Genomic DNA, 20,780 nt, shown 5'->3' with positions numbered 1-20,780 from the left:
CTGACGGCCGCTGACGTGCGCCCTCGGGGCACCATGGGCCGGTGACCTCGCTCGACTCCCTGGCCCGCGCCCGCACGGAGACCATCGCCCAGATCGCGGCGCTGACCCGCCAGTTCGACGAGATCGTGGCGGCATCGCAGCAGTCCAACGCCGACGACGAGCACGACCCGGAGGGCGCGACGATCGCGTTCGAGCGCCAGCAGGTGGCCGCCCTGCTGGAGCAGGCGCGCCGCCGGCTGGCCGATGTCGACGCCGCCGTGGCCGCCGTGGAGGGCGGTACCTACGGCCGGTGCGAGACCTGCGGAGCGCCCATCGCGCCCGAGCGCCTGGCCGCCCGGCCCACCGCGCGCACCTGCATCGCCTGCGCCTCGTGACGGGCGGTTCGTGCACTTTCCGCCCGGACGGAAAGTGCACGAACCGCCCCGAGGTCAGCTGACGTAGCGGCGGGCGGTGGAGCGGCGCTGGGCCTCGTCGAGCGCGGCGAACCGGGCCTCCGCGTGCGGGGGGAGCACCCGCCGCTCGCGCAGCACCCACGGCACCCCGCGTGCTGCGGCCAGCAGCCCGCGGGCCGTCACCCGGTCACGGGGCACGGTGCGCAGCAGGTGCCCGGTGCGGCGCAGTGCCGGGCGCAGCGGCCGGCGCAGCCACGTCGTCCAGAGGGTGTTGCGGATGCCGTCCGCCCGCCGCCGGTGCGGATCGCGGGCGGAACTGGCCTGGTGGTGCACGGTCAGCTCCGACAGGTAGCAGAGCTCCCACCCCCGGGCGGCCAGGTCGCCGGACATCAGCTCCTCCTCCCCGCCGAGCCACAGCCGCTCGCAGAAGCCGCCGACCTCCTCGAAGGCCGTCCGCCGCACCACCGAGGCGCCGGCCAGGAACGAGCCGAGCGCGGGGCCGGGCAGCCAGTCGGCGCCGCGGACGGGGGAGTCGCGCAGCTCCGGCACGATGGGGTCCTCGCGGCCGCCGGGCTCGACCACGATGCGCGCGGTCACGACGGCCAGGCGCGGATGCGCGTCGAGGACGTCGGCCGCGGTGCGCAGCGAGCCGGGATCCCACCAGGTGTCGTCGTCGCAGAAGGCGACGTAGGGGGTGCGGAGCCGGGCGACCCCGAGGTTGCGGCCCACGGCCCCGAGATTCTCCGCGCAGGCGAGCAGCTCCACCTGCGGGAACCGCTCGCGCACGGCCGCCGCCGTCCCGTCGGTGGAGCCGTTGTCCACGACGACGACGTGCGGCCGCTCCGGCAGTGCGAGCAACCGCTGGAGAGCGAGCAGCAGCTCGTCGCGCCGCTGGTGGGTGATGACGACGACGGCGATGCGCGGGTCGGCGCTCACGGGGAACCGGCCAGGACGCGCAGCTGCTCCCGCACGCCGGCTGGTACCGGACGGCGCAGCCGCAGGGCCGCCGGCACGTCCGGCAGGGCGCGCAGGAGACCCTGCCGCTCCGGCGCGCCGCCGCGCAGCGCCGCCACGACCACGCCGAACACCTCGGGAAGGGGCCGGCGCATGAGCGCGGTGAGCACCCGGCTGCGCCAGATCGCCGTCCGGCGCTGCTCCGGGGCGTGCCGGCGGGGGGAGGGGTGGTGGTGCACGGTCACCGAGTCGACGTAGGCCATGCCCCAGCCGGCGGCGGCCAGGTCGAGGGCCAGCCGCTCCTCCTCGCCGGGGAAGCGCACGACCCGGTCGAAGCCACCAGCGGCGAGGAACGCCTCGGTGCGGACCATCGCGCCGCAGGCGACGAACCCCAGCAGCGCCGGGCCGGGCAGGTCCGGCGGGGTGCCGAGCGGGCTGGCGGCCATCTCGGCGCAGACCGGGTCGAGCCGTTCCTCGGGGCCCACCAGGATGCGCGCGTTCAGCACGGCCAGGCGCGGGTGCGCCCGCATGACCGCCGCGGCCCGCGCCAGGTCACCGGGTGCCCACCACGAGTCGTCGTCGGCGAAGGCGACGAACTCCGTCCCTGCGCGGCGCACTCCGACGGTACGGGCGTAGGACCCCCTGTTCTCCGGCATCGGGACGACGGTGACCGCGGGCAGCGCCGCCCGCACCGCCTCGACGGTGCCGTCGGTGGAGGCGTTGTCGACCAGGACCACCGGCGCCTCGTGCCGGGGGAGGGAGCTGAGCAGGTCCTCCCGCCGGTTGCGGGACATGACGACGACGGTGACGTCGGGAGAACGGGGTGGGGTCACGGTCGGACCGTGCCCGCACCTCCCGTCAGCGAACCGGTCGATCCGCTCGGATCCGGCAGCCCGGCACCGGGCAGCTCCGCCTGCGCCGCGAAGACGTCGGAGCCCGCCGTCGCCCGGGAGACGGCGTCGGCCGCCAGCACCACGGCCCCCGCCGTCCACGTGGTCCGCTCGATCGGCCAGCGGGCGTCGTCGGCGAAGACGAAGCCGGTCCAGTAGGAGCCGTCGTCGTGGCGCAGGTGCTGCATCGCCGCCACCTGCTCGGCGGCGTCGTCGGGGCGGCCGGCCGCGGCCAGCGCGAGGGCCAGCTCGCAGGTCTCCGCCCCGGTCACCCACGGCCGGTCCGACACGCAGCGGATGCCCAGGCCCGGGACGACGAAGGTGTCCCAGGAGGCGGCCAGCCGTTCCTCGGCGGCCGCACCGGTGAGCGCGCCGCCGAGCACCGGGTAGTACCAGTCCATCGAGAACCGGGACCGGTCGGCGAAGGCCTCCGGGCGCTCCCGGAGCGCGGTGCCCAAGTCGCCGACGGCGATCTCCCAGTCCGGCTGGGCCTCTCCGGTCAGCTCGGCGAGGGCCAGGCCGCAGCGCAGCGCCTGGAAGAGGCTGGCGTTGCCGGTCAGCAGCGCGAGGTCGTCCGGTGTCCCGTCCGGGCGCAGCGCCCAGCCGATCGCCCCGCCGGGCAGCTGCATGCGGGTGACGAGGTCCAGCCCGCGCCGGACGGCGGGCCACACGTCGACGAGCAGCTCCTCGTCGCCGCTGACCAGCCAGGAGTGCCACACCCCGACGGCGAGGTAGCCCGCGTGGTTGCTCTCGGCCGCGGGAGCGGTCTCGGCGCCGTCGCGGTACTCGGCCGCCCAGCTCCCGTCGGGCCGCTGGCGCCCGGCCAGCCAGCGGTAGGCCGCGCCGGCGCGGCCGTGCTCCCCGCCGACGTCGAGCGCCATGGCGGCCTCGACGGAGTCCCACGGGTCCAGCTGACCTCCGGTGGACCAGGGCAGCGCTCCGTCGGGGTCCTGCTGCGAGGCGATCCACCCGACGGTCTCCCGGACCTGGTCGGCGGTCAGCGCGCCGGGGAGCTCCGGCAGGAACGCGGACCGGTCAGCGGGTGGCAGCGGACCGCTCCCGCCCCTCGGCGACGCCGAACGCCCCCGTCCGGAGGTCGGTCCCCCCGCCGGCCGGCTTGTCCGCGTAGACCACGAAGCTCTTGCCGATGACCGGGTCGAGGACCTTCTCCGCCAGGCGGGTCACCAGCGGGCGGTGGGTCAGGTCCCACACGAGGAGCCGGTGGTAGGCGCGCACCAGGGCGGAGTCCTTCTCGACGCCCACCGCGCACTTGAGCCACCAGAACGGGGCGTGCAGGGCGTGGGCGTGGTGGCTCCTCCCCGGGACCAGCCCTGCGGTCGCCAGCCGGGCGCGCAGCACGTCGCCGCGGTAGATGCGGATGTGCCCGCCCTCGTTGGCGTGGTACTCGTCCGACAGCGCCCAGCAGACCCGCTCGGGGCCGTAGCGGGGAACGGTGACGACGGCGCGGCCGCCCGGCTTGAGCACGCGGAAGATCTCGCGCATCGCCGTCGCGTCGTCCGGGATGTGCTCGAGCACCTCCGAGGCCATGACCCGGTCGACGCTCGCGTCGGGGAAGGGCAGGTGCAGCAGGTCGCCCCGCACGACCTCGTACCGGCCGCTCCCGGGGGCCTCGCCGGCCTCGGCGATGGCACCCAGCCAGCGCTTCGTCGTCTCGACCTCGTGCTGGCCCCAGTCGACGGCGACGACTCGCGCGCCGCGGCGGTAGGCCTCGAAGGCGTGCCGGCCCTCGCCGCAGCCCAGGTCGAGGACGGTCATCCCCGGGCGCAGGTCCAGCAGGTCGTAGTCGACGGTCAGCAAGGCCGCCCCTTCCGCTCGAGGGTCTGCTCGTACCACGCGGCGGTGCGCTCGGCCGTGGCCCGCCAGGTGAAGGTGTCCAGGGCGCGCCGCCGGCCGGCGCGGCCCAGCTGCTCGGCCAGGTTCGGGGAGTCGAGGACCAGCTTGAGCGCGGCCGTCAGCTCGCCGACGTCACCGGCCCTGGCGCGCAGCCCGGCCTTGGTGCCCACCACCTCGGGCAGGGCCCCGGCGTCGGTGGTGACCAGCGGCGTCGCGCAGGCCATCGCCTCGATGGCCGGGAGCGAGAAGCCCTCGTACAGCGACGGGATGGCCAGCAGGGTGGCGCGCTGGAGCAGCGAGATCAGTTCCGCCTCGGGCACCGGGCCGGTGAAGCGGACGGCGTCGCGGAGCCCGAGCCGGTCCAGCGCGGCCTCGGCGGGACCGCCGGGCCGGGCGGTGCCGACGACGGTGAGCCGGACGGGGCGCTCGGTGCGCAGCTTGGCCAGCGCCTCCAGCAGGTGCACCAGGCCCTTGAGGGGCACGTCGGCGCTGGTGATCGCGAGGATGGAGTCGGAGTCGCGCGGCTGGTCGTCCGGCGGGGGGGTCAGCCGGTCGGGGTCGATGCCGACCGGGATGACCTCCATGCGCCCGGGAGCCAGACCCATGTGCGTGGTGATGTCGCGGCGGGAGTTCTCCGAGACGGTGGTGACCCCGTCGAGCCGCTGCACCACGCGCGACTGCATGCCGGTGAAGGCGTACCAGCGGCGCAGCGTGAGCTTGCGGCGCAGGCTCGTCGCGGCGTCCAGCTCGAGGGCGCGGTCGATCGCGATGGGGTGGTGCACGGTGGCCACGGTCGGCAGCCCCGCCCGCACGAGCTGGAGCAGGCCGTACCCGAGCGACTGGTTGTCGTGCACGATGTCGAACTCGCCCCGGCGGGGGAGGAGCTGCCGGGCGGCGCGGAGGCTGAAGGTCAGCGGCTCGGGGAAGCCGGCCGTGCACATCGTGGCCCACTCGGCGACGTCGATCCAGTCGCGGAACTCCGACGGTCGCGGCGTGCGGAACGGGTCCGGTTCGCGGTACAGGTCCAGGCTCGGCACCCGGGTGAGCGGTACCCCCTCGTCGAGCTCCGGGTAGGGCTGGCCGCTGAGGACCTCCACGCGGTGCCCCAGCTCGGCCAGCTCCCGGGAGAGCGCGCGGACGTAGACGCCCTGGCCACCGCCGTGCGGCTTGCTCCGGTAGGACAGCAGTGCGATGCGCAACGACCGTCCCATGCGCCGGACTCTAGCCAGCCGCGCGCGGACGCCGGACGCCAGCCGGGCGGTGCCACCCGGTCGGGGCTGGCAAGGTGACCCCATGATCCGTCACGTCGTGGTCTTCACCTGGTCCCCGGACGCCGACGCCGAGCGTCGTGCGACCACGCTCGGCGCTCTGCGCGAGCTCCCGCACACGGTCGGCGGCATGAGCTCCTTCGTGGTGGCCGAGGACGCCGGGCTCGTCGAGGGGAACGCGGACGCCGTGCTGGTGGCCGAGTTCCCCGACACCGACGCCTTCCTCCGCTACCGGCAGGACCCGGTGCACCTGCAGGTCATCGCCGACCACGTGCGGCCGATCCTCGCCGCCCGCAGCTCGGTCCAGTACGAGATCTGAGCCCCCGCCACCGCGGCCGTCCAGCGGCTACCGTGCCCGGCATGGTCCTCGCGCACCGGCTGCCCGCCGTCCTGGTCGCCGGGCTGGCCGGCGTCACCCTGCTGTCCGGGTGCGGTGGGGACGACGGGTCCGACGGCGCCGCGGCCTCGTCGTCGGCCGCTCCCGCGTCGGAGACGGAGGCGCCCGACCTGGCCTCGGGGCTGCTGCCGGCCGAGGCGTTCGGACCCGGTGCCACCGTCGTGGCGGTCTCGCCGGAGCAGCTCGCCCAGGGGGCGGGCCTGGCGGCCGGCACGGAGGACGCCGACATCCAGCCCGAGAGCTGCCGCGCGGCGGTGGAGGGCACGCAGCCGGATCTGGAGGACTTCGACGACGTCGCGGCGGTGAGCGCCACCTCGGGGGGCACCGCCACGGTGGAGATGCTGATCCGCGGCGGCCCGCTGGAGGACGCCGTCGAGCAGCTCGGGCAGGCGGCGGAGCGCTGCCCGCAGGCGCAGGTCACGCTGCCCGAGCTGGGGCAGGCCTCGATCTCCTTCGAGACCCTGCCCGTCGACGAGCTCGGGGACGGCTCGGCGCTGGTCCGCTACACCACCGTCGTCACCGGCCCGGACGGCATGCAGGTCTCCGTGCCCACGGTCATCGGCGCGGTGGAGGACGGCGACCGGCTGCTGGTGCTGCTGACGATCGTCGCCGACCCGACCCAGGCGGGCGCCGGGATCGACCAGACCGCTTTCGCCGACCTGCTCCGGAAGGCCTTCGACACCCAGGCCGACGCCCTCGGCTGAGCGGCCCGTCCACAGCCGGCGGTCGCGTCCACAGATCGACCGGAGGCCTGGGGCCCGCGCGTGCACCTCGGACAGGGTCGGTGCATGGACACGTCCACCGACCAGCCCGCATCCGACCGACCCGAGGTGCGGATCTCCGATCCGGGTGAGATCGCGGCCGCACTGCCGCACCTGCTCGGTTTCCACCCCCGCGAGTCGGTGGTGCTCATCGGTCTCGGCGGGCCCAGCGGAGGGCGGGTCGGGCTGACCGTCCGGGCGGACCTGCCGCACGCGCACCACGCCATGGCGGCGGCGACCCTGCTGACCCGGAGCCTGCGCACCGACCGGCCCAAGGCGGCCGTGGTGGTCGTCGTCTCCGAGGAGCCCGACCTGCTCGATGACCGGGACCAGGACGTGGGCCCGGACCGGGCGGCGCTGCCGCACCGGGCGGTGGTGCACGCGCTGGTCCTGCGGCTCACGGCGGCGGACATCGCGGTGCGGGACGTGCTGCTGGTGCGGGGTGGCCGGTGGTGGTCCTACGGCTGCCCCTGTCCCTGCTGCCTGCCGGGGGCGGGCACGCCGGTGCCCCGCGGGGTGAGCGCGCTGGCGGCGGCCGCGGTCACCACCGGACAGGTCCTGGCCGCGGACCGAGCAGCCCTCGCGGCCCGGCTCGACCCGTCGCCGGGCGAACGGAGCGGCGTGCGCGCTGCCTGCGTCCGGGTGGCCTCGGAGCGGGCGGCCCGGGCCCGGGAGGTCGGCTGGACCGGCTCGACCGAGGAGGCGTGGACGGCGGTCCTCGAGGCGGTGGCCCGCTGCCGCCCGGGCGAGCCATCGGTCCCGCTGCCGGACGACGAGCTGGCCGCGGTGCTGTGGGCGCTGCGGGACGGTCGCGTGCGCGACCGGGCGCTCTCCCTCGCGCTCGGCGACGACGCGGCCGCCGCGGAGGCGCTCTGGACCGAGTGCACCCGGCGCGGGGTGCCGCCGCTGGACGCCGGGCCGGCGACCCTGCTGGCGGTCAGCGTGTGGCTGCGCGGCGACGGCGCCATGGCCAACGTGGCACTCGACCGCGCGCTGGACAGCGACCCCGGCTGCACGCTGGCCAGACTGCTGCGCGACGGGCTCGACGCCTGCCTGACCCCCGGCGACCTCCGGCAGCTGGTCCGGCAGGCCGTGGACCGGCTGTGACCGCCGCCGGTGTCAGACGAGTCCGGGGCGCCGCCACTCCTCGCCGAGCACGTGCTCGGCCAGGAAGGCGAGCACCGTCTCGTACCAGACCTGGCTGTTGCCCGGGGTGAGCACCCAGTGGTTCTCGTCCGGGAAGTACAGGAACTTCGACGGGACCCCACGCCGCTGGAGGGCGTACCAGAGGGCCAGCCCCTCGCCGATGGGCACGCGGTAGTCCTTGTCCCCGTGGATCACCAGCATCGGCGTGCGGATCGCGTCGGCGAAGCGGTGCGGCGAGTTCTGCTCGTAGCGCTTGGGGTCGGTGAGCGGGTCGCCCCACTCCTTCTCCCAGTAGTACGCCGCGTCCGTGGTGCCGAGGAAGCCCTCCAGGTTCCACAGGCTGGCGTGGGTGACGATCGCCTTGAAGCGGTCGGTCTGGGTGGCGATCCAGTTGGCCATATAACCGCCGAACGAGCCGCCCATGGCCGCGGTGCGGGTCCCGTCGATCTCCGGGCGCTGCTCGGCGGCGTCCACCGCGGCCATCAGGTCGGTGTAGGGCGTCTCGCCCCACTCGCCCCAGCCACGGCGCACGAAGTCCTGGCCGAAGCCCTGGGAGAGCGCCGGGTTGGGGAGCAGCACCGCGTAGCCCCGGGCGGCCAGCACCCACGGGCACCAGCGCCACGACCAGGAGTTCCAGCTCATCAGCGGGCCGCCGTGCACCCACAGCACCAGCGGCGCCGGCGACTCCGCCGAGGCACCCTCGGGCAGCACGAGCCACGACTGCACCTCGGCGCCGTCGGCCGCGGAGGTCGTGAACTCGTGCAGCGTGCCCGGCAGCTGCTCGATCGTCGCCGGGCTCGGCAGCGGTTCCGGCTCCTGCATCGGGGCCGCTGGGTCCAGGCGGACCGGCACGGGAGGCGAGTCGTAGGCAGAGCGCAGCGCGAACAGGGCGCTGCCGTCGCGGGCCACCTGCAGGTCGCTGTACGCGCCGTCGCCGGTGAGCCGCACCGGTGCGCCGCCGTCCACCTCGACCCGGAACAGCGAGTGGCGGCCCCGCTCGTCGGCGAGGAAGTAGACGGCCCGCCCGTCGGCGGCGAACTGGGGGGCACTGGGCCAGCGGTCGACCTCCGGGGTGAGGTCACGAGCGGTGCCGTCGGCGACGTCCACGAGCAGCAGCGTGTAGTCCGGCGGCTCGGCGTAGGTCGACATCGACTCCCGCACGCACACCAGGCGGGTGCCGTCGGGGGAGAAGGCGGCGCCGTAGACGTCGGCGAGCGGGTCGTCGACCAGCACGCGGGTCTCCCGGGAGGTGGTCTCGGTGAGCACCAGCCGGCTCCGCCGCCCGGCCGGCCCGTCGGGAACGTCCTCGGTCCGCGCCAGCAGCCGGCCGTCGGGGGAGAGGACGACCTCCTCACCCGCGCCGCTGGGCGGCCGGGCGTCGGGGGTCAGGTCGCGCAGCTCGACCGCGGCCGGCCCGGTCGGTTCCTCGTCCAGCGGCAGCCGGCCGGCCCAGAAGACGTGCGGCGCCGCCGGCCCCAGGTCGTGGTCCCAGTACCGGACGGGGTAGGCCTCGTGCAGGATCGCCGACACCCCGGCGTCCTTGCGGGCCTTGCGCCGCTCCTCGTCCGCCGCGGCGTCCGCGCCGCCCGGGAGGGTCGAGGAGACGACGACCACGTCGCCGCTGTCGGCCGCCACGGCGAAGCCGCCGACCCCGCCAGGGCGGGTCAGGACCGGCGTGGCCTCGCCGCCGCCGGCCGGCAGCCGCCACAGGGCCGGCTTCGGCTCGTCCGCGGGGGCCGCGCCGGGGTCGGGTCGTGCGGAGGTGAACAGCAGCGAACCGTCGGGGAGCCAGGCCGGCGAGGACTCACCCGGCGCACTGCGGGTCAACCGGCGCGCGGGCCGCTGCCCCGCGGGATCGATCTCCCACAGCGCGGACTGCCACTTCGTGCCCTCCCGGTCCAGGGTGACCAGCGAGACGGCCAGCCGACCGGTCGGCGACAGCGCGAGGGCGCCGATCCGGGGGACCGCGACGAAGTCGGCCAGCCGGTGGAAGGGACTGGGCGCGGGCGGCTCCGACACTGGGTCGGCGGGGGCGGGCGCGGACGACGTCACCGGGGCCTGCTTTCACGGGGGAGCGGTTCGCGGCCCACCGTAGTGAGCAGCGGCCCCGCCCCGCCCGTCGGAGCGGACGACCCGTCAGAGCAGAGGAGCGGCCTCGAGCGGGCTGAGGTCCTCGTCCACCGCGCTCACGAACATGTGCTGGGCCACGCCCACCGGGAGCACGTACCCGTTCAGGCTGACCGAGCCCTCGACGAGCTGGGCGGTCATGGTCACGCCGGGCCGCACCCCGTGGTCGGCCAGGGATCGCAGCAGCTCGGCGTTCTCCTGGAGCTGTTCGCTGATGCGGCGCACCACGACCGGGCGCCCCTCCGCGGTGGCCGTCGTGGACAGCAGGGTCAGGGAGTCGAGGACCGCCGAGGTCTCACCGCCGAGCGGCTCCTCGCCGCGCAGGGCGTCCAGGCCCGGGATCGGGTTGCCGAAGGGGGACACCGTCGGGTTGCCCAGCAGCGACAGCAGCCGGCGCTCCACGGCCTCGCTCATCACGTGCTCCCAGCGGCAGGCCTCCTCGTGGACGTCGGCGTAGTCCAGGCCGATGACGTCGACGAGCAGGCACTCGGCCAGCCGGTGCTTGCGCATGACCGCGGTGGCCAGCTGGCGGCCCTCGTCGGAGAGCTGCAGGTGGCGGTCGCCCTCGACGGTGAGCAGGCCGTCGCGCTCCATGCGGGCCACCGTCTGGCTGACCGTGGGGCCGCTCTGGTGCAGGCGCTCGGCGATGCGGGCGCGGAGGGGCGTGATGCCCTCCTCCTCCAGCTCGAAGATGGTCCGGAGATACATCTCCGTCGTGTCGATGAGGTCGTTCACCAGTACTCCTCCGTGTCGGCGGTCAGTCTACGGGGCCGAACTCCCCAGGTCCGCCCTCCGCGGGGTGGCGCGGCCCTCCTCGGGGTGGCCTCGCCGCAGCCCCGCCGTTCCGCCGACCCGGTAGCGTCCGGCTCGAGCGGGCGCCCGGCGGCGCCGGCAGGGGAGGAGGCCCGTGAGCGACTCGATCACCGTCGTCTGGGACGACGCGCTGCTGGGTTACACGATGGGCGGCGACCACCCGCTGCACCCGGTGCGGCTGGACCTGACGATGCGCCTGGCCGACAGCCTGGGCGTCCTGGCCACCGACCGGCTCCGGGTCGTGGCCCCGACCCCGGCGGACACCGATCTGCTGACCCTGGTGCACGACGCGGAGTACCTCGACGCGGTGCGCAGGGCCCCCTCCGACCCCGACGTCGGGCACGGACTGGGCACCTCGGACAACCCCATCTTCGACGGCATGTACGACTCCGCAGCCCTGATCACCGGCGGCAGCGTGCTCGCGGCGCAGCAGGTGCACACCGGGGCGGCGCAGCACGCGGTGAACATCTCCGGGGGGCTGCACCACGCCATGCGCGCGAGCGCGTCCGGCTTCTGCGTCTTCAACGACGCCGCCGTCGCGATCGCCTGGCTGCTGGCCCAGGGGTACCAGCGCATCGCCTACGTCGACCTCGACGTCCACCACGGCGACGGCGTCCAGGCCGCCTTCTACGAGGACCCCCGGGTGCTCACCGTGAGCATCCACCAGACGCCGCTGACCCTGTTCCCGGGCACGGGGTACCCCGAGGAGACCGGTGACCCCGACAAGGCCCTGGGCAGCGCGGTCAACCTGGCCCTGCCCAACGGCACCGACGACTCGGCCTGGCTCCGCGCGTTCACCGCGGTCGTGCCCAGCGTGCTCAAGGCGTTCGAACCGCAGATCATCGTCACCCAGTGCGGCTGCGACGCCCACCACGAGGACCCGCTCGCCGACCTCGCGCTGACCGTCGACGGCCAGCGGGCCAGCTACAAGGCGATGCACGAGCTGGCCCACCAGCTCTGCGACGGCAGGTGGGTCGCCCTCGGCGGCGGCGGCTACGGCCTGGTCCGCTGCGTCCCGCGCGCCTGGACGCATCTGATCGCCGAGGCGAGCGGCACGCCGCTGAGCCCGGCCACCGAGATCCCGGAGTCGTGGCGGGACGACGTCGTCCGCCGTGGTCTGCGCGCCCGGCCGCCGACGCACATGACCGAGGGCGGGTACACCGGCTTCTCCCGCTGGGACACCTTCACCGAGTCCCGGGTCGACCGGGCCATCATGCGCACCCGCCGCGCCGCCTTCCCCTACTTCGGCCTGGACCCGGACGACCCTCGTGACTGAACAGCCGACCCCGCCCACCGACACCGACGACGAGGCCCGGCCCACGCCGCCGCCGCACTGGGAGGCCGACATCGTCGCCGCCGACGGCGGGACGGTGCACCTGCGGCCGATCTGCCCCGACGACGCCGACGGGCTGACCGGGCTGATGGAGCGCAGCAGCGACCAGACCCGCTACTACCGGTTCTTCGGGCCGATGAAGCGGCTCTCGGACAAGGACCTGCACCGGTTCACCCACGTCGACCACGACAAGCGCGTGGCGTTCGTCATCCTGCTCGGCGAGCAGGTCATCGCCGTGGGCCGCTACGACCGGTACCCCGGCACCGACGACGCCGAGGTGGCCTTCCTGGTCGAGGACGCCCACCAGGGGCGCGGCCTGGGCTCGGTGCTGCTCGAGCACCTGGCCGCCGCCGGCCGGGAGCGCGGCATCCGGCGCTTCGTCGCGGAGGTCCTCGCGCAGAACAGCAAGATGGTCCGCGTCTTCCGGGACGCCGGGTACAAGGCCGAGCGGTCCTACGAGGACGGCGTGGTCCACCTGACGTTCCCGATCGAGCAGACCGAGGACGCCCTCGCCGTCGCCTACGAGCGCGAGCAGCGCAGCGAGTCGCGCTCCATCGGCCGGCTGCTCACGCCGTCGTCGGTCGCCGTGGTGGGCGCCAGCAACGACGAGAACAAGATCGGGAACGCGCTGCTCCGCCACCTGCTCGACTACGGCTTCGCCGGGCCGGTGTACCCGGTGAACCCCGGCGCACGACACGTGCGGGGCGTACCCGCCTACGCGTCCATCGAGGAGATCCCCGACGACGTCGACCTGGCGGTCCTGGCGGTGCCGGCCGAGGAGGTGGCCGGGGTCGTCGAGGCGTGCCGTCGCAAGCGGGTGCGCGGGCTCGTCGTCGTCTCCGGTGGATTCGGCGAGGCGGGGCCGGAGGGGCGCGCCCGCGAGCGGGAGCTGGTCGCGGCCGCCCGCGCCTCGGGGATGCGGGTCGTGGGCCCCAACTGCCTGGGTGTGGTGAACACCGACCCCGAGGTCCGGCTCAACGCCAGCCTCGCGCCGATGGTCCCCGCCCGCGGGCGCGTCGGCTTCTTCGCGCAGTCCGGCTCGCTCGGCGTCGCCCTGCTCGAGCGCGCCCGGAGCCGCAACCTGGGGCTGTCGACCTTCGTCTCGGCCGGCAACCGGGCCGACGTGAGCGGCAACGACCTGCTGCAGTACTGGGCCACCGATCCCGGCACCGAGGTCGTCCTGCTCCACCTGGAGAGCTTCGGCAACCCGCGCAAGTTCGCCCGGCTGGCCCGCACCGTCGGGCGCACCAAGCCGGTCGTCGCGGTGAAGAGCGGCCGGCACGTGCAGGTCACCCGGGGACTCGCCGGCACCTCCGTGGCGGTGCCCGAGCAGTCCGTGGCCGCGCTGTTCGCCTCCGCCGGCGTCATCCGCGTGGAGACCGTGGCGCAGATGTTCGACGTCGGCACGCTGCTGGCCTACCAGCCGCTGCCCGAGGGGCGCCGCGTCGCCGTCGTCGGCAACTCCACGGCCATCGGCTGGCTCGTCGCCGACGCCGTGCTGGAGGAGGGGCTGGCACTCGCCAGCGAGGAGCCGGTCGACATCGGGGTGACCGGCACGCCGGAGGACTTCCGCGCCGCGCTGCAGGAGGCCGTGGACGACGACGCCGTCGACGCCGTGGTGGCCGTCTTCCTCCCGCCGCTCATGGCCGGCTCCGCCGAGTTCGGGCCCGCACTCCGCGACGTGGCGCGGAACTCGACCAAGCCGGTCGTGGCCAGCTTCCTCTCGACCGAGGGGGTCCCCGAGGAGCTGGCCGTCCTGGACGAGCACGGGGTGGCCGCGCGGGGGTCGGTCCCGTCGTACTCGACGCCGGAGCGGGCGGTGATCTCGCTGGCGAAGGCCGTGGAGTACGCGGAGTGGCGGCGGCGTCCGGTCGGCGAGGTGCCCGAGCTCCCCGACGTCGACGAGGCGGCGGCGCAGCAAGTGGTGCGCGGCGCCCTGGTCGAGGACCCCGCCGGACGGGAACTGCACGACGACGAGCTGATGGCCCTGCTCAGCGCCTACGGGGTCCCGCTGCTGGGCACCCGCACGGTCACGGACGCGGAGTCGGCGGTGGCCGCCGCCGAGCAGATCGGCTACCCGGTGGTCCTGAAGTCCACCGCCCCGTGGCTGCGGCACCGCTCCGACCTCGGTGGCGTCCGGCTGGACCTGCGGGACGCCCAGGCGGTGCGCAGTGCGTTCACGGCCATCCCGTCGGGCGACCCGGTGATCGTGCAGGAGATGGCGGCTCCCGGCGTCGCGACGGTCGTGGAGATCGTCGACGACCCCTCGTTCGGCGCCCTGGTGAGCTTCGGCGTCGGGGGAGTGGCGACCGAGCTCCTGGGCGACCGGGCCTTCCGCACCCTGCCGTTGACCGATCTCGACGCCGCCGAGCTGGTCCGCGCCCCGCGGGCGTGGCCGCTGCTCAACGGGTGGCGCGGGTCGGAACCGGTCGACACCGGGGCGCTCGAGGACCTGCTCCTGCGCGTGGCGCGACTGGCCGACGACCTGCCGGAGGTGCTGCGGCTGACGCTGGAGCCGGTGATCGTCGGCCCGCCGGATCCGTGGCACGGCGGTCGCTCGCTCGTCGTCGCCGGCGGCACCGCGGTCGTGGGCCCGCCGACCGCCCGCGTCGACCCGGGCCCTCGGCGCATGCGCTCGCCCGTCTAGGGCGTCGTCCCCCTCACCGTGACCGCCCCGTCCGGAGGCTCACTGCGAGCGTGCGAGTGGTGAGAGGGACGGGGTCCTTCGACTGATCGTCATCGACGCGGAGAGCCCGCCCCCGGGTCGGGGACGGGCTCTCGGCTCGCGGGGGCTGTGTCAGGCGAGGTAGTCGCGCAGGGCGTCGGCGCGCTGCGGGTCGCGCAGCTTGGCCATCGTCTCGCGCTCGATCTGCCGGACCCGCTCGCGGGACAGGCCGAACTGCTTGCCGATCTGCTCCAGCGTCCGGGGCTGCCCGCCGTCGAGGCCGAAGCGGAGGACGACGACGTCCCGCTCGCGCTCCTCGAGGGTGTCCAGGACGTGCCGGACGTCGCCCTTCATCATCTGGAAGGCGACGGCGTCCTCGGCGACCGCCGCGTCGGCGTCCTCGATGAAGTCACCCAGCCGGGACTCCTCGTCGGTGCCGACGGTCTGATCGAGGCTGACCAGGTCCCGGCTGTACTCGAGCAGCTCCGTGATGCGCTCCTCGGGCATGTCCAGCTCGAGCCCCAGCTCCTCGGCGGTGGGCTCGCGCTCGAGCTCCTGGTGCATGCGACGGCGGGTGCGGACGACCTTGTTGACCTGCTCGGCCAGGTGGACGGGCAGCCGGATCGTGCGCCCCGAGTCGGCCATCGCGCGGGTGATCGCCTGCCGGATCCACCACGTGGCGTAGGTCGAGAACTTGAAGCCCTTGGTGTAGTCGAACTTCTCCACGGCGCGGATGAGGCCGACGTTCCCTTCCTGGATGAGGTCCAGGAACGTCATGCCGTGGCCGGTGTAGCGCTTGGCCACCGAGACGACGAGCCGGAGGTTGGCCTCCAGCAGGTGGGCCTTCGCCGCCTTGCCGTCGGTGGCGAGGATCTTGTAGTCGCGCTTGCGCGCGGCGGTGAGGTCCTTCTTCTCGTCCAGCAGCCGCTGGGCGTAGAGGCCGGCCTCGATCCGCTTGGCCAGCTCCACCTCCTGCTCGGCGGTGAGCAGGGCGGTCTTGCCGATGGTGTTCAGGTAGACGCGCACGAGGTCGGTGGACACCAGGCCGCTGGCGTCGGGCTCGCGGCGGGGGGAGCGCACGTCGAGCGTGTCGGTGGTGGAAGACTGCAGCAGCGTCACGATGGGTCTTCGTCCTTGCCTCGGAATCGGATGCATCCGCCGGCGTCGATGTGCAGCGGGTGGTCATCCAGGCGTTCAGCGGGGGTCGGCTGCGGGGTCTCCGGCCGGCTCCGCCCTTCTCTGTCCGGTGTGGTACGCCCTGCACAACGGTCGCCAGGGGGCCCTGTGTTCCAGGAACCCGGCCTTCACAGCAAACCGGCAGGGAGTGTCTTCGGTCACCCTGCGGTACCCGACGCTCACGAGTTCCAGACATGTGATTCCGGACGACGGCGTGTCGCGGGCTCAGACCTCCAGGAGCAGCGTCATCGGGCCCTCGTTCGCCGAGGTCACCGTCATGCTCGCGCCGAAACGGCCTGTCGCCACGCTCGCGCCGCGACGGCGGAGCTCGGCGACGACCTCCTCGACCAGGGGCTCGGCGAGCTCGCCGGGAGCGGCGTCCTGCCACGAGGGACGGCGGCCCTTGCGAGTGTCGGCGTACAGCGTGAACTGGCTGACGACGAGCACCGGAAGACCCAGGTCGGCGGCCGACACCTGACCGCCCTGACCGGAGAAGATGCGCAGCTCGTGGATCTTGCGGGCCAGGGCGTGCGCGGCGGCGACGTCGTCGTCGCGGCCCACTCCGACCAGTGACAGCAGCCCGGCACCGATCTCGCCGACCACCTCGCCCGCCACGGTTACAGCGGCTGTACCGACCCGGCTCACCACGGCTCTCACCTGGTCATCCTCCCTCGCCGCCCCCGATCGGTCGTGCACGAGAGTTTCGAAAACCATGGAAAACGTTGACGCAACCGAGAGTGACTGGCTTCACTCCCTCCGGATTGACTCGGAACGTTCCGCCACCGGTCGCGAGGGGTGCACATGTCAGGTCGTCGTCTGGCCGCCGGAGGACTCGTCCTCGGCATGACCACAGGGCTGGCGGTGCTCGGGGCGCCGGTCGCGTCGGCCGCTCCGGCCACCGTCCACGAGACGGGGTTCGAGAACGGCACGGGCGGCTGGTACGGCCGCGGTGGGGCGAAGGTGGCCATCAGCACGGAGGCCGCCCGCACCGGCGCGCAGAGCCTCGCCGTCACCGGCCGGACCCAGAGCTGGGAGGGGCCGGGGCTCGACGCCACCAAGGTCATGCCCGCCGGGACCTACACCATCGAGAGCTGGGTCAAGCTGCCGGCCGGTTCCGGGACCGACCAGGTCACACTGAGCGTCAAGCGCACCCCGACCGGGGGTTCCGACGCCTACGACACCGTCGCCTGGCAGGTCGCGGTCAGCGAGAGCGGCTGGACCAAGGTGGCCGGCAGCTACACGTTCGCCACCGCGAACAGCGGCCTCGAGGTCTACCTGGAGAGCCCCGACGCGACGCAGAGCTTCTTCGTCGACGACGTGAAGATCGTGGGCGAGGCCTCGGCACCGACGCAGCCGGGCACGATTCAGCCGGTCGGCACCGACTTCGAGAGCGGGCTGCAGGGCTGGGGGCCGCGGGGGGACGCCAAGGTCGAGGTCACCAGCAGCGACGCGCACGGCGGCTCCGCGAGCCTGCTGTCCACCAACCGCCTCCAGGGCTGGCAGGGCCCGACCCTCGACATCACGAGGAGCGTCGCGGTCGGGAAGACCACCCAGGTCTCGTTCTGGGCCAAGCTCGCCCCGGGGCAGACCGTCCCGGCGTCCCTCAAGGCATCCGTCCAGCGTGACCGGGCCGGCACCGCCACCGGCTACGACAACGTGCCCGGCGCCAGCGCGGTGGTCACCTCCGGCGCGTGGACCAGGATCACCGGCCGCTACACGCTCGGTTCCCCGGTCGACAAGGCCCAGCTCTACGTCGAGGGCGACGCGAACGTCAGCTTCCTCATCGACGACGTCACCATCGCCGAGTTCCAGGAGACGCCGATCCAGGACGTCCCGGGCCTCCGGACCGTGCTCGGCGCGCAGGGCTTCGAGCACGTCGGCGTGGCCATCGACTCCCGCGAGACCGTGGGCCGCGCCTCGGAGCTGGTCCAGAAGCACTTCAACGCCTTCACCCCGGAGAACGACGGCAAGCCGGAGGTCGTCCAGCCGACGGAGGGCACGTTCAACTTCACCAACGTCGACCGGCTCCTCGACTACGCGGACAAGACCGGCGAGAAGGTCTACTACCACGTCCTGGTCTGGCACTCGCAGACGCCGGGCTGGTTCTTCACGCGCAAGGACGGCACCCCGCTGACCGACAGCGCCCCGGACCAGGCGCTGCTGCGCGCCCGCATGGAGGCGCACATCAAGGCGATCGCCGACCACGTCAACGCGCGGTACCCGAGCGGCAACAGCCCGATCTGGGCCGTCGACGTCGTCAACGAGGTCATCGACGACAGCGACAACGCCAACCCGCACGACATGCGCAACAGCCGCTGGTTCCAGGTGCTCGGTGAGTCCTTCGTCGACGACGCCTTCCGGCTCGCCGACAAGTACTTCCCGACGCAGAAGCTCTTCATCAACGACTACAACACCGAGATGCCGGAGAAGCGGGCCGACTACCTCGAGCTCGTCGCCGCGCTGAAGCAGCGGGGCGTGCCGATCGACGGCGTGGGTCACCAGGCGCACATGGACTTCGCGCGTCCGGTGCAGTGGCTCGACGACTCGCTCACCGCGGTGGAGAAGCTCGACCCGACGCTGCTGCAGGTCATCACCGAGCTGGACATCAGCACCTCCGCGGAGAACAACGGCGCCGACGTCAGCAGCGGCACCGTGCCGCAGCACCGCCCGGGCATGACGAACCAGGCGGAGTCGGAGACGGAGAACGGCTACTACTACCGCGACCTGTTCTCGATGCTGCGGAAGCACTCCGGCTCCATCGAGTCGGTGACCTTCTGGGGCATCAGCAACGCCCGGAGCTGGCTGCGGACGTGGCCCGCTGCCCGCCCCTGGGAGGCGCCGCTGCCCTTCGACGACGACCTGCTGGTGACTCCGGCCTACTGGGGCATCGTCGACCCGACGAAGCTCGGCGCCCGGCCGGCCGACCAGCTCGCACCCCGCATCGCCGGCAAGGACCCCGTCCGGGTGTTCTCGACCAGCGTCGCCGGGGCGAAGGTGCCCTACACGGTCGTCGCCGGTGACACCCGCGACGGTGCGGTGGCCGCGAACTGCACGCCGCCGCCGGGTGCGCAGTTCCCGATCGGCACCACGAGGGTCACCTGCACGGCCACCGACAAGGCCGGCAACACGTCCAATCCGATGACGTTCGACGTGGTGGTCACTCCGCCCCCCACCACCACGAAGCTGGTGCAGGACGTCAACCACGGCCCGGTCGTCGTGGCCAAGGTCGGCAAGCCGGTCAAGCTGATGGCCGAGTTCGGCAACGCCGGCACCGGCACGGTCGTCGGTCGCTCCCTGACCTACGGCTGCGCACCGACCAGCGGCAGCGGGCTGACGCTGGCGGTCGACCAGGGCTCGCTGCAGAAGGCCCGATCGCGCGACTACGGAGCCGGTGCGTACGGGACGATCGCGCTGCAGGGCACCCCGACCTCGGTCGGGACGGCGCGGTTCACCTGCACGGTGACGACGACCGACAGCTTCGGCGCCCCGGTCACCGCGACCGACACGGTGACGGTGGACGTCCGCCGCTGACGTCACCCGTGAGACCGGCCTCCGCCCACCTCGTGGGCGGGGGCCGGTCCGCGTCAGGGGTCCGTGCGGGAGGATCGACGCTGTGCCGACCCTGACCATCGCCCAGGACCCGGCGGCCGACGAGCTGCTCGGCCGCGACCCGCTCGCGCTGCTCATCGGGATGCTGCTCGACCAGCAGTTCCCGATGGAGCGTGCCTTCGGGGCTCCGCGACTGCTGGCCGACCGGCTCGGCGTGGACACGCTGTCCGCCGAGCAGCTGGCCGCGATGGACCCGGACGAGCTGGTCGGGGTCTTCCAGGGGCCACCCGCGCTGCACCGGTACCCCGGATCGATGGCCGGCCGGGCGCAGGAGGTCTGCCGCGTGCTGGTCGAGCGGTACGACGGGCAGGTCTCCGGGCTGTGGGCCGACACCCCCGACGGCGCCACCCTGCTGGAGCGGCTCAACGCCCTACCGGGCTTCGGCGCCCAGAAGTCGAAGATCTTCCTGGCCCTGCTCGGCAAGCAGTACGGCGTCACCCCGCCCGGGTGGCGGGAGGCCGCCGGCGACTACGGCACCGCGGGCTCCCGGCGGTCGGTCGCCGACATCACCGGGCCGGAGTCGCTGGCCGAGGTGCGGGCGTTCAAGCAGGAGCAGAAGCAGGCCGCGAAGGCGGCCCGCCAGGGGGCGGCCGGCTGATCCGGGCGCCCGCCGCCCGCGTCCGATCCGGTGGCACCATGGGGGCGGTCCGGGCTGCCCGAGCGGTCCGGCCGGCGGAGGGAAGGTGCCCGTGGCCTCGAGCCAGCAGTCCCCGCGGTCGCGCAGGGCCGAACCGTTGCTCATCACCGAAGCCCAGACGAGCCTCACGGAGCAGCACGCCGCCCGCAAGCGCCGCTACGCGATCACCATGGCGATCCGCGCGGTGGCGCTGGTCCTGGCCGCCGTCTTCTACAAGATCGTCTGGCTGATGATCATCCTGGCGATCCTGGGCACGGTCCTCCCGTGGATCGCCGTGGTCATGGCCAACGACCGGCCGCCCAAGAAGAAGAGCGAGATGCGCGGCTACACCCCTCGACCGGACCGGGTCCTCGAGAACCCGGCGTCCCGGATCATCGACGTCTGAGCCGGCCGCTCCGGCCGACGGGTGAGGCAGGCGCCCCCGCCGCCCTGTCATCATGGTCGGCGGGTGCGGATGCCCGGCGGCCTGTCGCCGCGGGCTCCGCACGACACGACCGTCGAGCAGGGAGCCCGCATGACCAGCAGCGACATCCTCGAGCGCCCGGACGTCCGCGACGCCGACACCGGCAACGCCAACGAGGTCTTCCACTACGTGCGGAAGAACAAGATCGCCGAGAGTGCCGTCATGGGCACGCTGGTCGAGGCGCTGTGCGGCGAGGTCTTCCCGGTCACCAAGAGCCCCAAGCCCGGCAGCCCGGTGTGCCCGGCCTGCAAGGAGATCTACGAGCAGCTCAAGCGGGACTGACCTCCGGCCCGTC

Annotated in this window: 19 protein-coding genes; 10 read left to right on the top strand and 9 right to left on the bottom strand. The window is 74.0% G+C overall.

Translation table 11 applies throughout. The annotated features are described in order from the left end of the window. Positions 1 to 41 precede the first annotated feature (41 nt). Positions 42 to 374, top strand: a complete 333-nt coding sequence (locus tag DQ237_RS03035) for a TraR/DksA C4-type zinc finger protein (protein WP_113796916.1) — start codon at positions 42 to 44, stop codon at positions 372 to 374. A 54-nt stretch (positions 375 to 428) separates the two neighbouring features. On the opposite strand, the gene DQ237_RS03030 is transcribed toward DQ237_RS03035, so the two are convergent. The 5 genes from DQ237_RS03030 to DQ237_RS03010 all read right to left on the bottom strand — a co-directional run bounded on the left by DQ237_RS03030 (position 429) and on the right by DQ237_RS03010 (position 5,301). Then, positions 429 to 1,328 (bottom strand): glycosyltransferase family 2 protein, encoded by a 900-nt coding sequence (locus DQ237_RS03030; RefSeq protein ID WP_113796914.1) that lies wholly within the window; start codon positions 1,326 to 1,328, stop codon positions 429 to 431. After that, positions 1,325 to 2,179: a glycosyltransferase family 2 protein gene (locus DQ237_RS03025; RefSeq protein WP_240619360.1), complete on the bottom strand. Its 855-nt coding sequence runs from the start codon at positions 2,177 to 2,179 to the stop codon at positions 1,325 to 1,327. The genes DQ237_RS03030 and DQ237_RS03025 overlap by 4 nt, the downstream gene beginning before the upstream one ends. Then, complete coding sequence (locus DQ237_RS03020; RefSeq protein WP_240619359.1) at positions 2,176 to 3,117, bottom strand: prenyltransferase; 942 nt, start codon at positions 3,115 to 3,117, stop codon at positions 2,176 to 2,178. Before DQ237_RS03020 ends, DQ237_RS03025 begins: the two co-directional genes overlap by 4 nt. A gap of 154 nt (positions 3,118 to 3,271) precedes the next feature. Beyond that, the gene (locus tag DQ237_RS03015; RefSeq protein ID WP_240619358.1) at positions 3,272 to 4,054 is read right to left on the bottom strand and encodes a class I SAM-dependent methyltransferase; all 783 of its coding nucleotides are present in this window, start codon (positions 4,052 to 4,054) and stop codon (positions 3,272 to 3,274) included. Beyond that, entirely contained in the window at positions 4,048 to 5,301 is a 1,254-nt protein-coding gene (locus DQ237_RS03010) for a glycosyltransferase family 4 protein (RefSeq protein WP_113796910.1), read from the bottom strand. Before DQ237_RS03010 ends, DQ237_RS03015 begins: the two co-directional genes overlap by 7 nt. 82 nt (positions 5,302 to 5,383) lie before the next feature. Here DQ237_RS03010 and DQ237_RS03005 point away from each other — a divergent pair, with 82 nt between their 5' ends. From DQ237_RS03005 to DQ237_RS02995, 3 genes are all read left to right on the top strand, one after another. Then, positions 5,384 to 5,677, top strand: coding sequence for a Dabb family protein (locus tag DQ237_RS03005; protein WP_113796908.1), 294 nt, complete (start codon positions 5,384 to 5,386; stop codon positions 5,675 to 5,677). Between the two features lie 41 nt (positions 5,678 to 5,718). Continuing rightward, positions 5,719 to 6,459, top strand: a complete 741-nt coding sequence (locus tag DQ237_RS03000) for a hypothetical protein (protein ID WP_113796906.1) — start codon at positions 5,719 to 5,721, stop codon at positions 6,457 to 6,459. An 84-nt stretch (positions 6,460 to 6,543) separates the two neighbouring features. Then, complete coding sequence (locus DQ237_RS02995; RefSeq protein WP_113796904.1) at positions 6,544 to 7,623, top strand: DUF4192 domain-containing protein; 1,080 nt, start codon at positions 6,544 to 6,546, stop codon at positions 7,621 to 7,623. A 12-nt stretch (positions 7,624 to 7,635) separates the two neighbouring features. On the opposite strand, the gene DQ237_RS02990 is transcribed toward DQ237_RS02995, so the two are convergent. Further along, positions 7,636 to 9,714 (bottom strand): S9 family peptidase, encoded by a 2,079-nt coding sequence (locus DQ237_RS02990; protein WP_205730042.1) that lies wholly within the window; start codon positions 9,712 to 9,714, stop codon positions 7,636 to 7,638. Between the two features lie 84 nt (positions 9,715 to 9,798). Beyond that, the gene (locus DQ237_RS02985) at positions 9,799 to 10,524 is read right to left on the bottom strand and encodes a metal-dependent transcriptional regulator (RefSeq protein WP_113796901.1); all 726 of its coding nucleotides are present in this window, start codon (positions 10,522 to 10,524) and stop codon (positions 9,799 to 9,801) included. 172 nt (positions 10,525 to 10,696) lie between these two features. Here DQ237_RS02985 and DQ237_RS02980 point away from each other — a divergent pair, with 172 nt between their 5' ends. Together DQ237_RS02980 and DQ237_RS02975 are read left to right on the top strand one after the other, a co-directional pair. Then, positions 10,697 to 11,878, top strand: coding sequence for an acetoin utilization protein AcuC (locus DQ237_RS02980; protein WP_113796900.1), 1,182 nt, complete (start codon positions 10,697 to 10,699; stop codon positions 11,876 to 11,878). Beyond that, positions 11,871 to 14,582 (top strand): bifunctional GNAT family N-acetyltransferase/acetate--CoA ligase family protein, encoded by a 2,712-nt coding sequence (locus DQ237_RS02975; protein WP_113796899.1) that lies wholly within the window; start codon positions 11,871 to 11,873, stop codon positions 14,580 to 14,582. Before DQ237_RS02980 ends, DQ237_RS02975 begins: the two co-directional genes overlap by 8 nt. Before the next feature lie 150 nt (positions 14,583 to 14,732). On the opposite strand, the gene sigB is transcribed toward DQ237_RS02975, so the two are convergent. Both sigB and dtd read right to left on the bottom strand, forming a co-directional pair. Next, a complete protein-coding gene (sigB, locus tag DQ237_RS02970; RefSeq protein WP_113796898.1) occupies positions 14,733 to 15,719 on the bottom strand; it encodes an RNA polymerase sigma factor SigB in 987 nt (328 codons plus the stop codon). A gap of 282 nt (positions 15,720 to 16,001) precedes the next feature. Continuing rightward, positions 16,002 to 16,490: a D-aminoacyl-tRNA deacylase gene (gene dtd / locus DQ237_RS02965; protein ID WP_369832183.1), complete on the bottom strand. Its 489-nt coding sequence runs from the start codon at positions 16,488 to 16,490 to the stop codon at positions 16,002 to 16,004. A gap of 129 nt (positions 16,491 to 16,619) precedes the next feature. Here dtd and DQ237_RS02960 point away from each other — a divergent pair, with 129 nt between their 5' ends. The 4 genes from DQ237_RS02960 (at position 16,620) to DQ237_RS02945 (ending at position 20,767) form a co-directional block, all read left to right on the top strand. Then, positions 16,620 to 19,307 (top strand): endo-1,4-beta-xylanase, encoded by a 2,688-nt coding sequence (locus DQ237_RS02960; protein WP_205730041.1) that lies wholly within the window; start codon positions 16,620 to 16,622, stop codon positions 19,305 to 19,307. Positions 19,308 to 19,389: 82 nt separating this feature from the next. After that, positions 19,390 to 19,983 carry an HhH-GPD-type base excision DNA repair protein gene (locus DQ237_RS02955; protein ID WP_113796896.1) on the top strand — a complete coding sequence of 198 codons (594 nt, stop codon included), beginning with the start codon at positions 19,390 to 19,392 and terminating at the stop codon, positions 19,981 to 19,983. Between the two features lie 85 nt (positions 19,984 to 20,068). Continuing rightward, complete coding sequence (locus DQ237_RS02950; protein WP_240619357.1) at positions 20,069 to 20,407, top strand: DUF3099 domain-containing protein; 339 nt, start codon at positions 20,069 to 20,071, stop codon at positions 20,405 to 20,407. A 129-nt stretch (positions 20,408 to 20,536) separates the two neighbouring features. Further along, entirely contained in the window at positions 20,537 to 20,767 is a 231-nt protein-coding gene (locus DQ237_RS02945; RefSeq protein ID WP_113797469.1) for a DUF3039 domain-containing protein, read from the top strand. Positions 20,768 to 20,780 lie beyond the last annotated feature (13 nt).

This window comes from Blastococcus sp. TF02-8 (assembly GCF_003319175.1).
Taxonomy (GTDB): Bacteria; Actinomycetota; Actinomycetes; order Mycobacteriales; family Geodermatophilaceae; genus Blastococcus.
The sequence above is the reverse complement of the archived record's forward strand: the minus strand, read 5'-3'. Positions and strand labels throughout refer to the sequence as shown.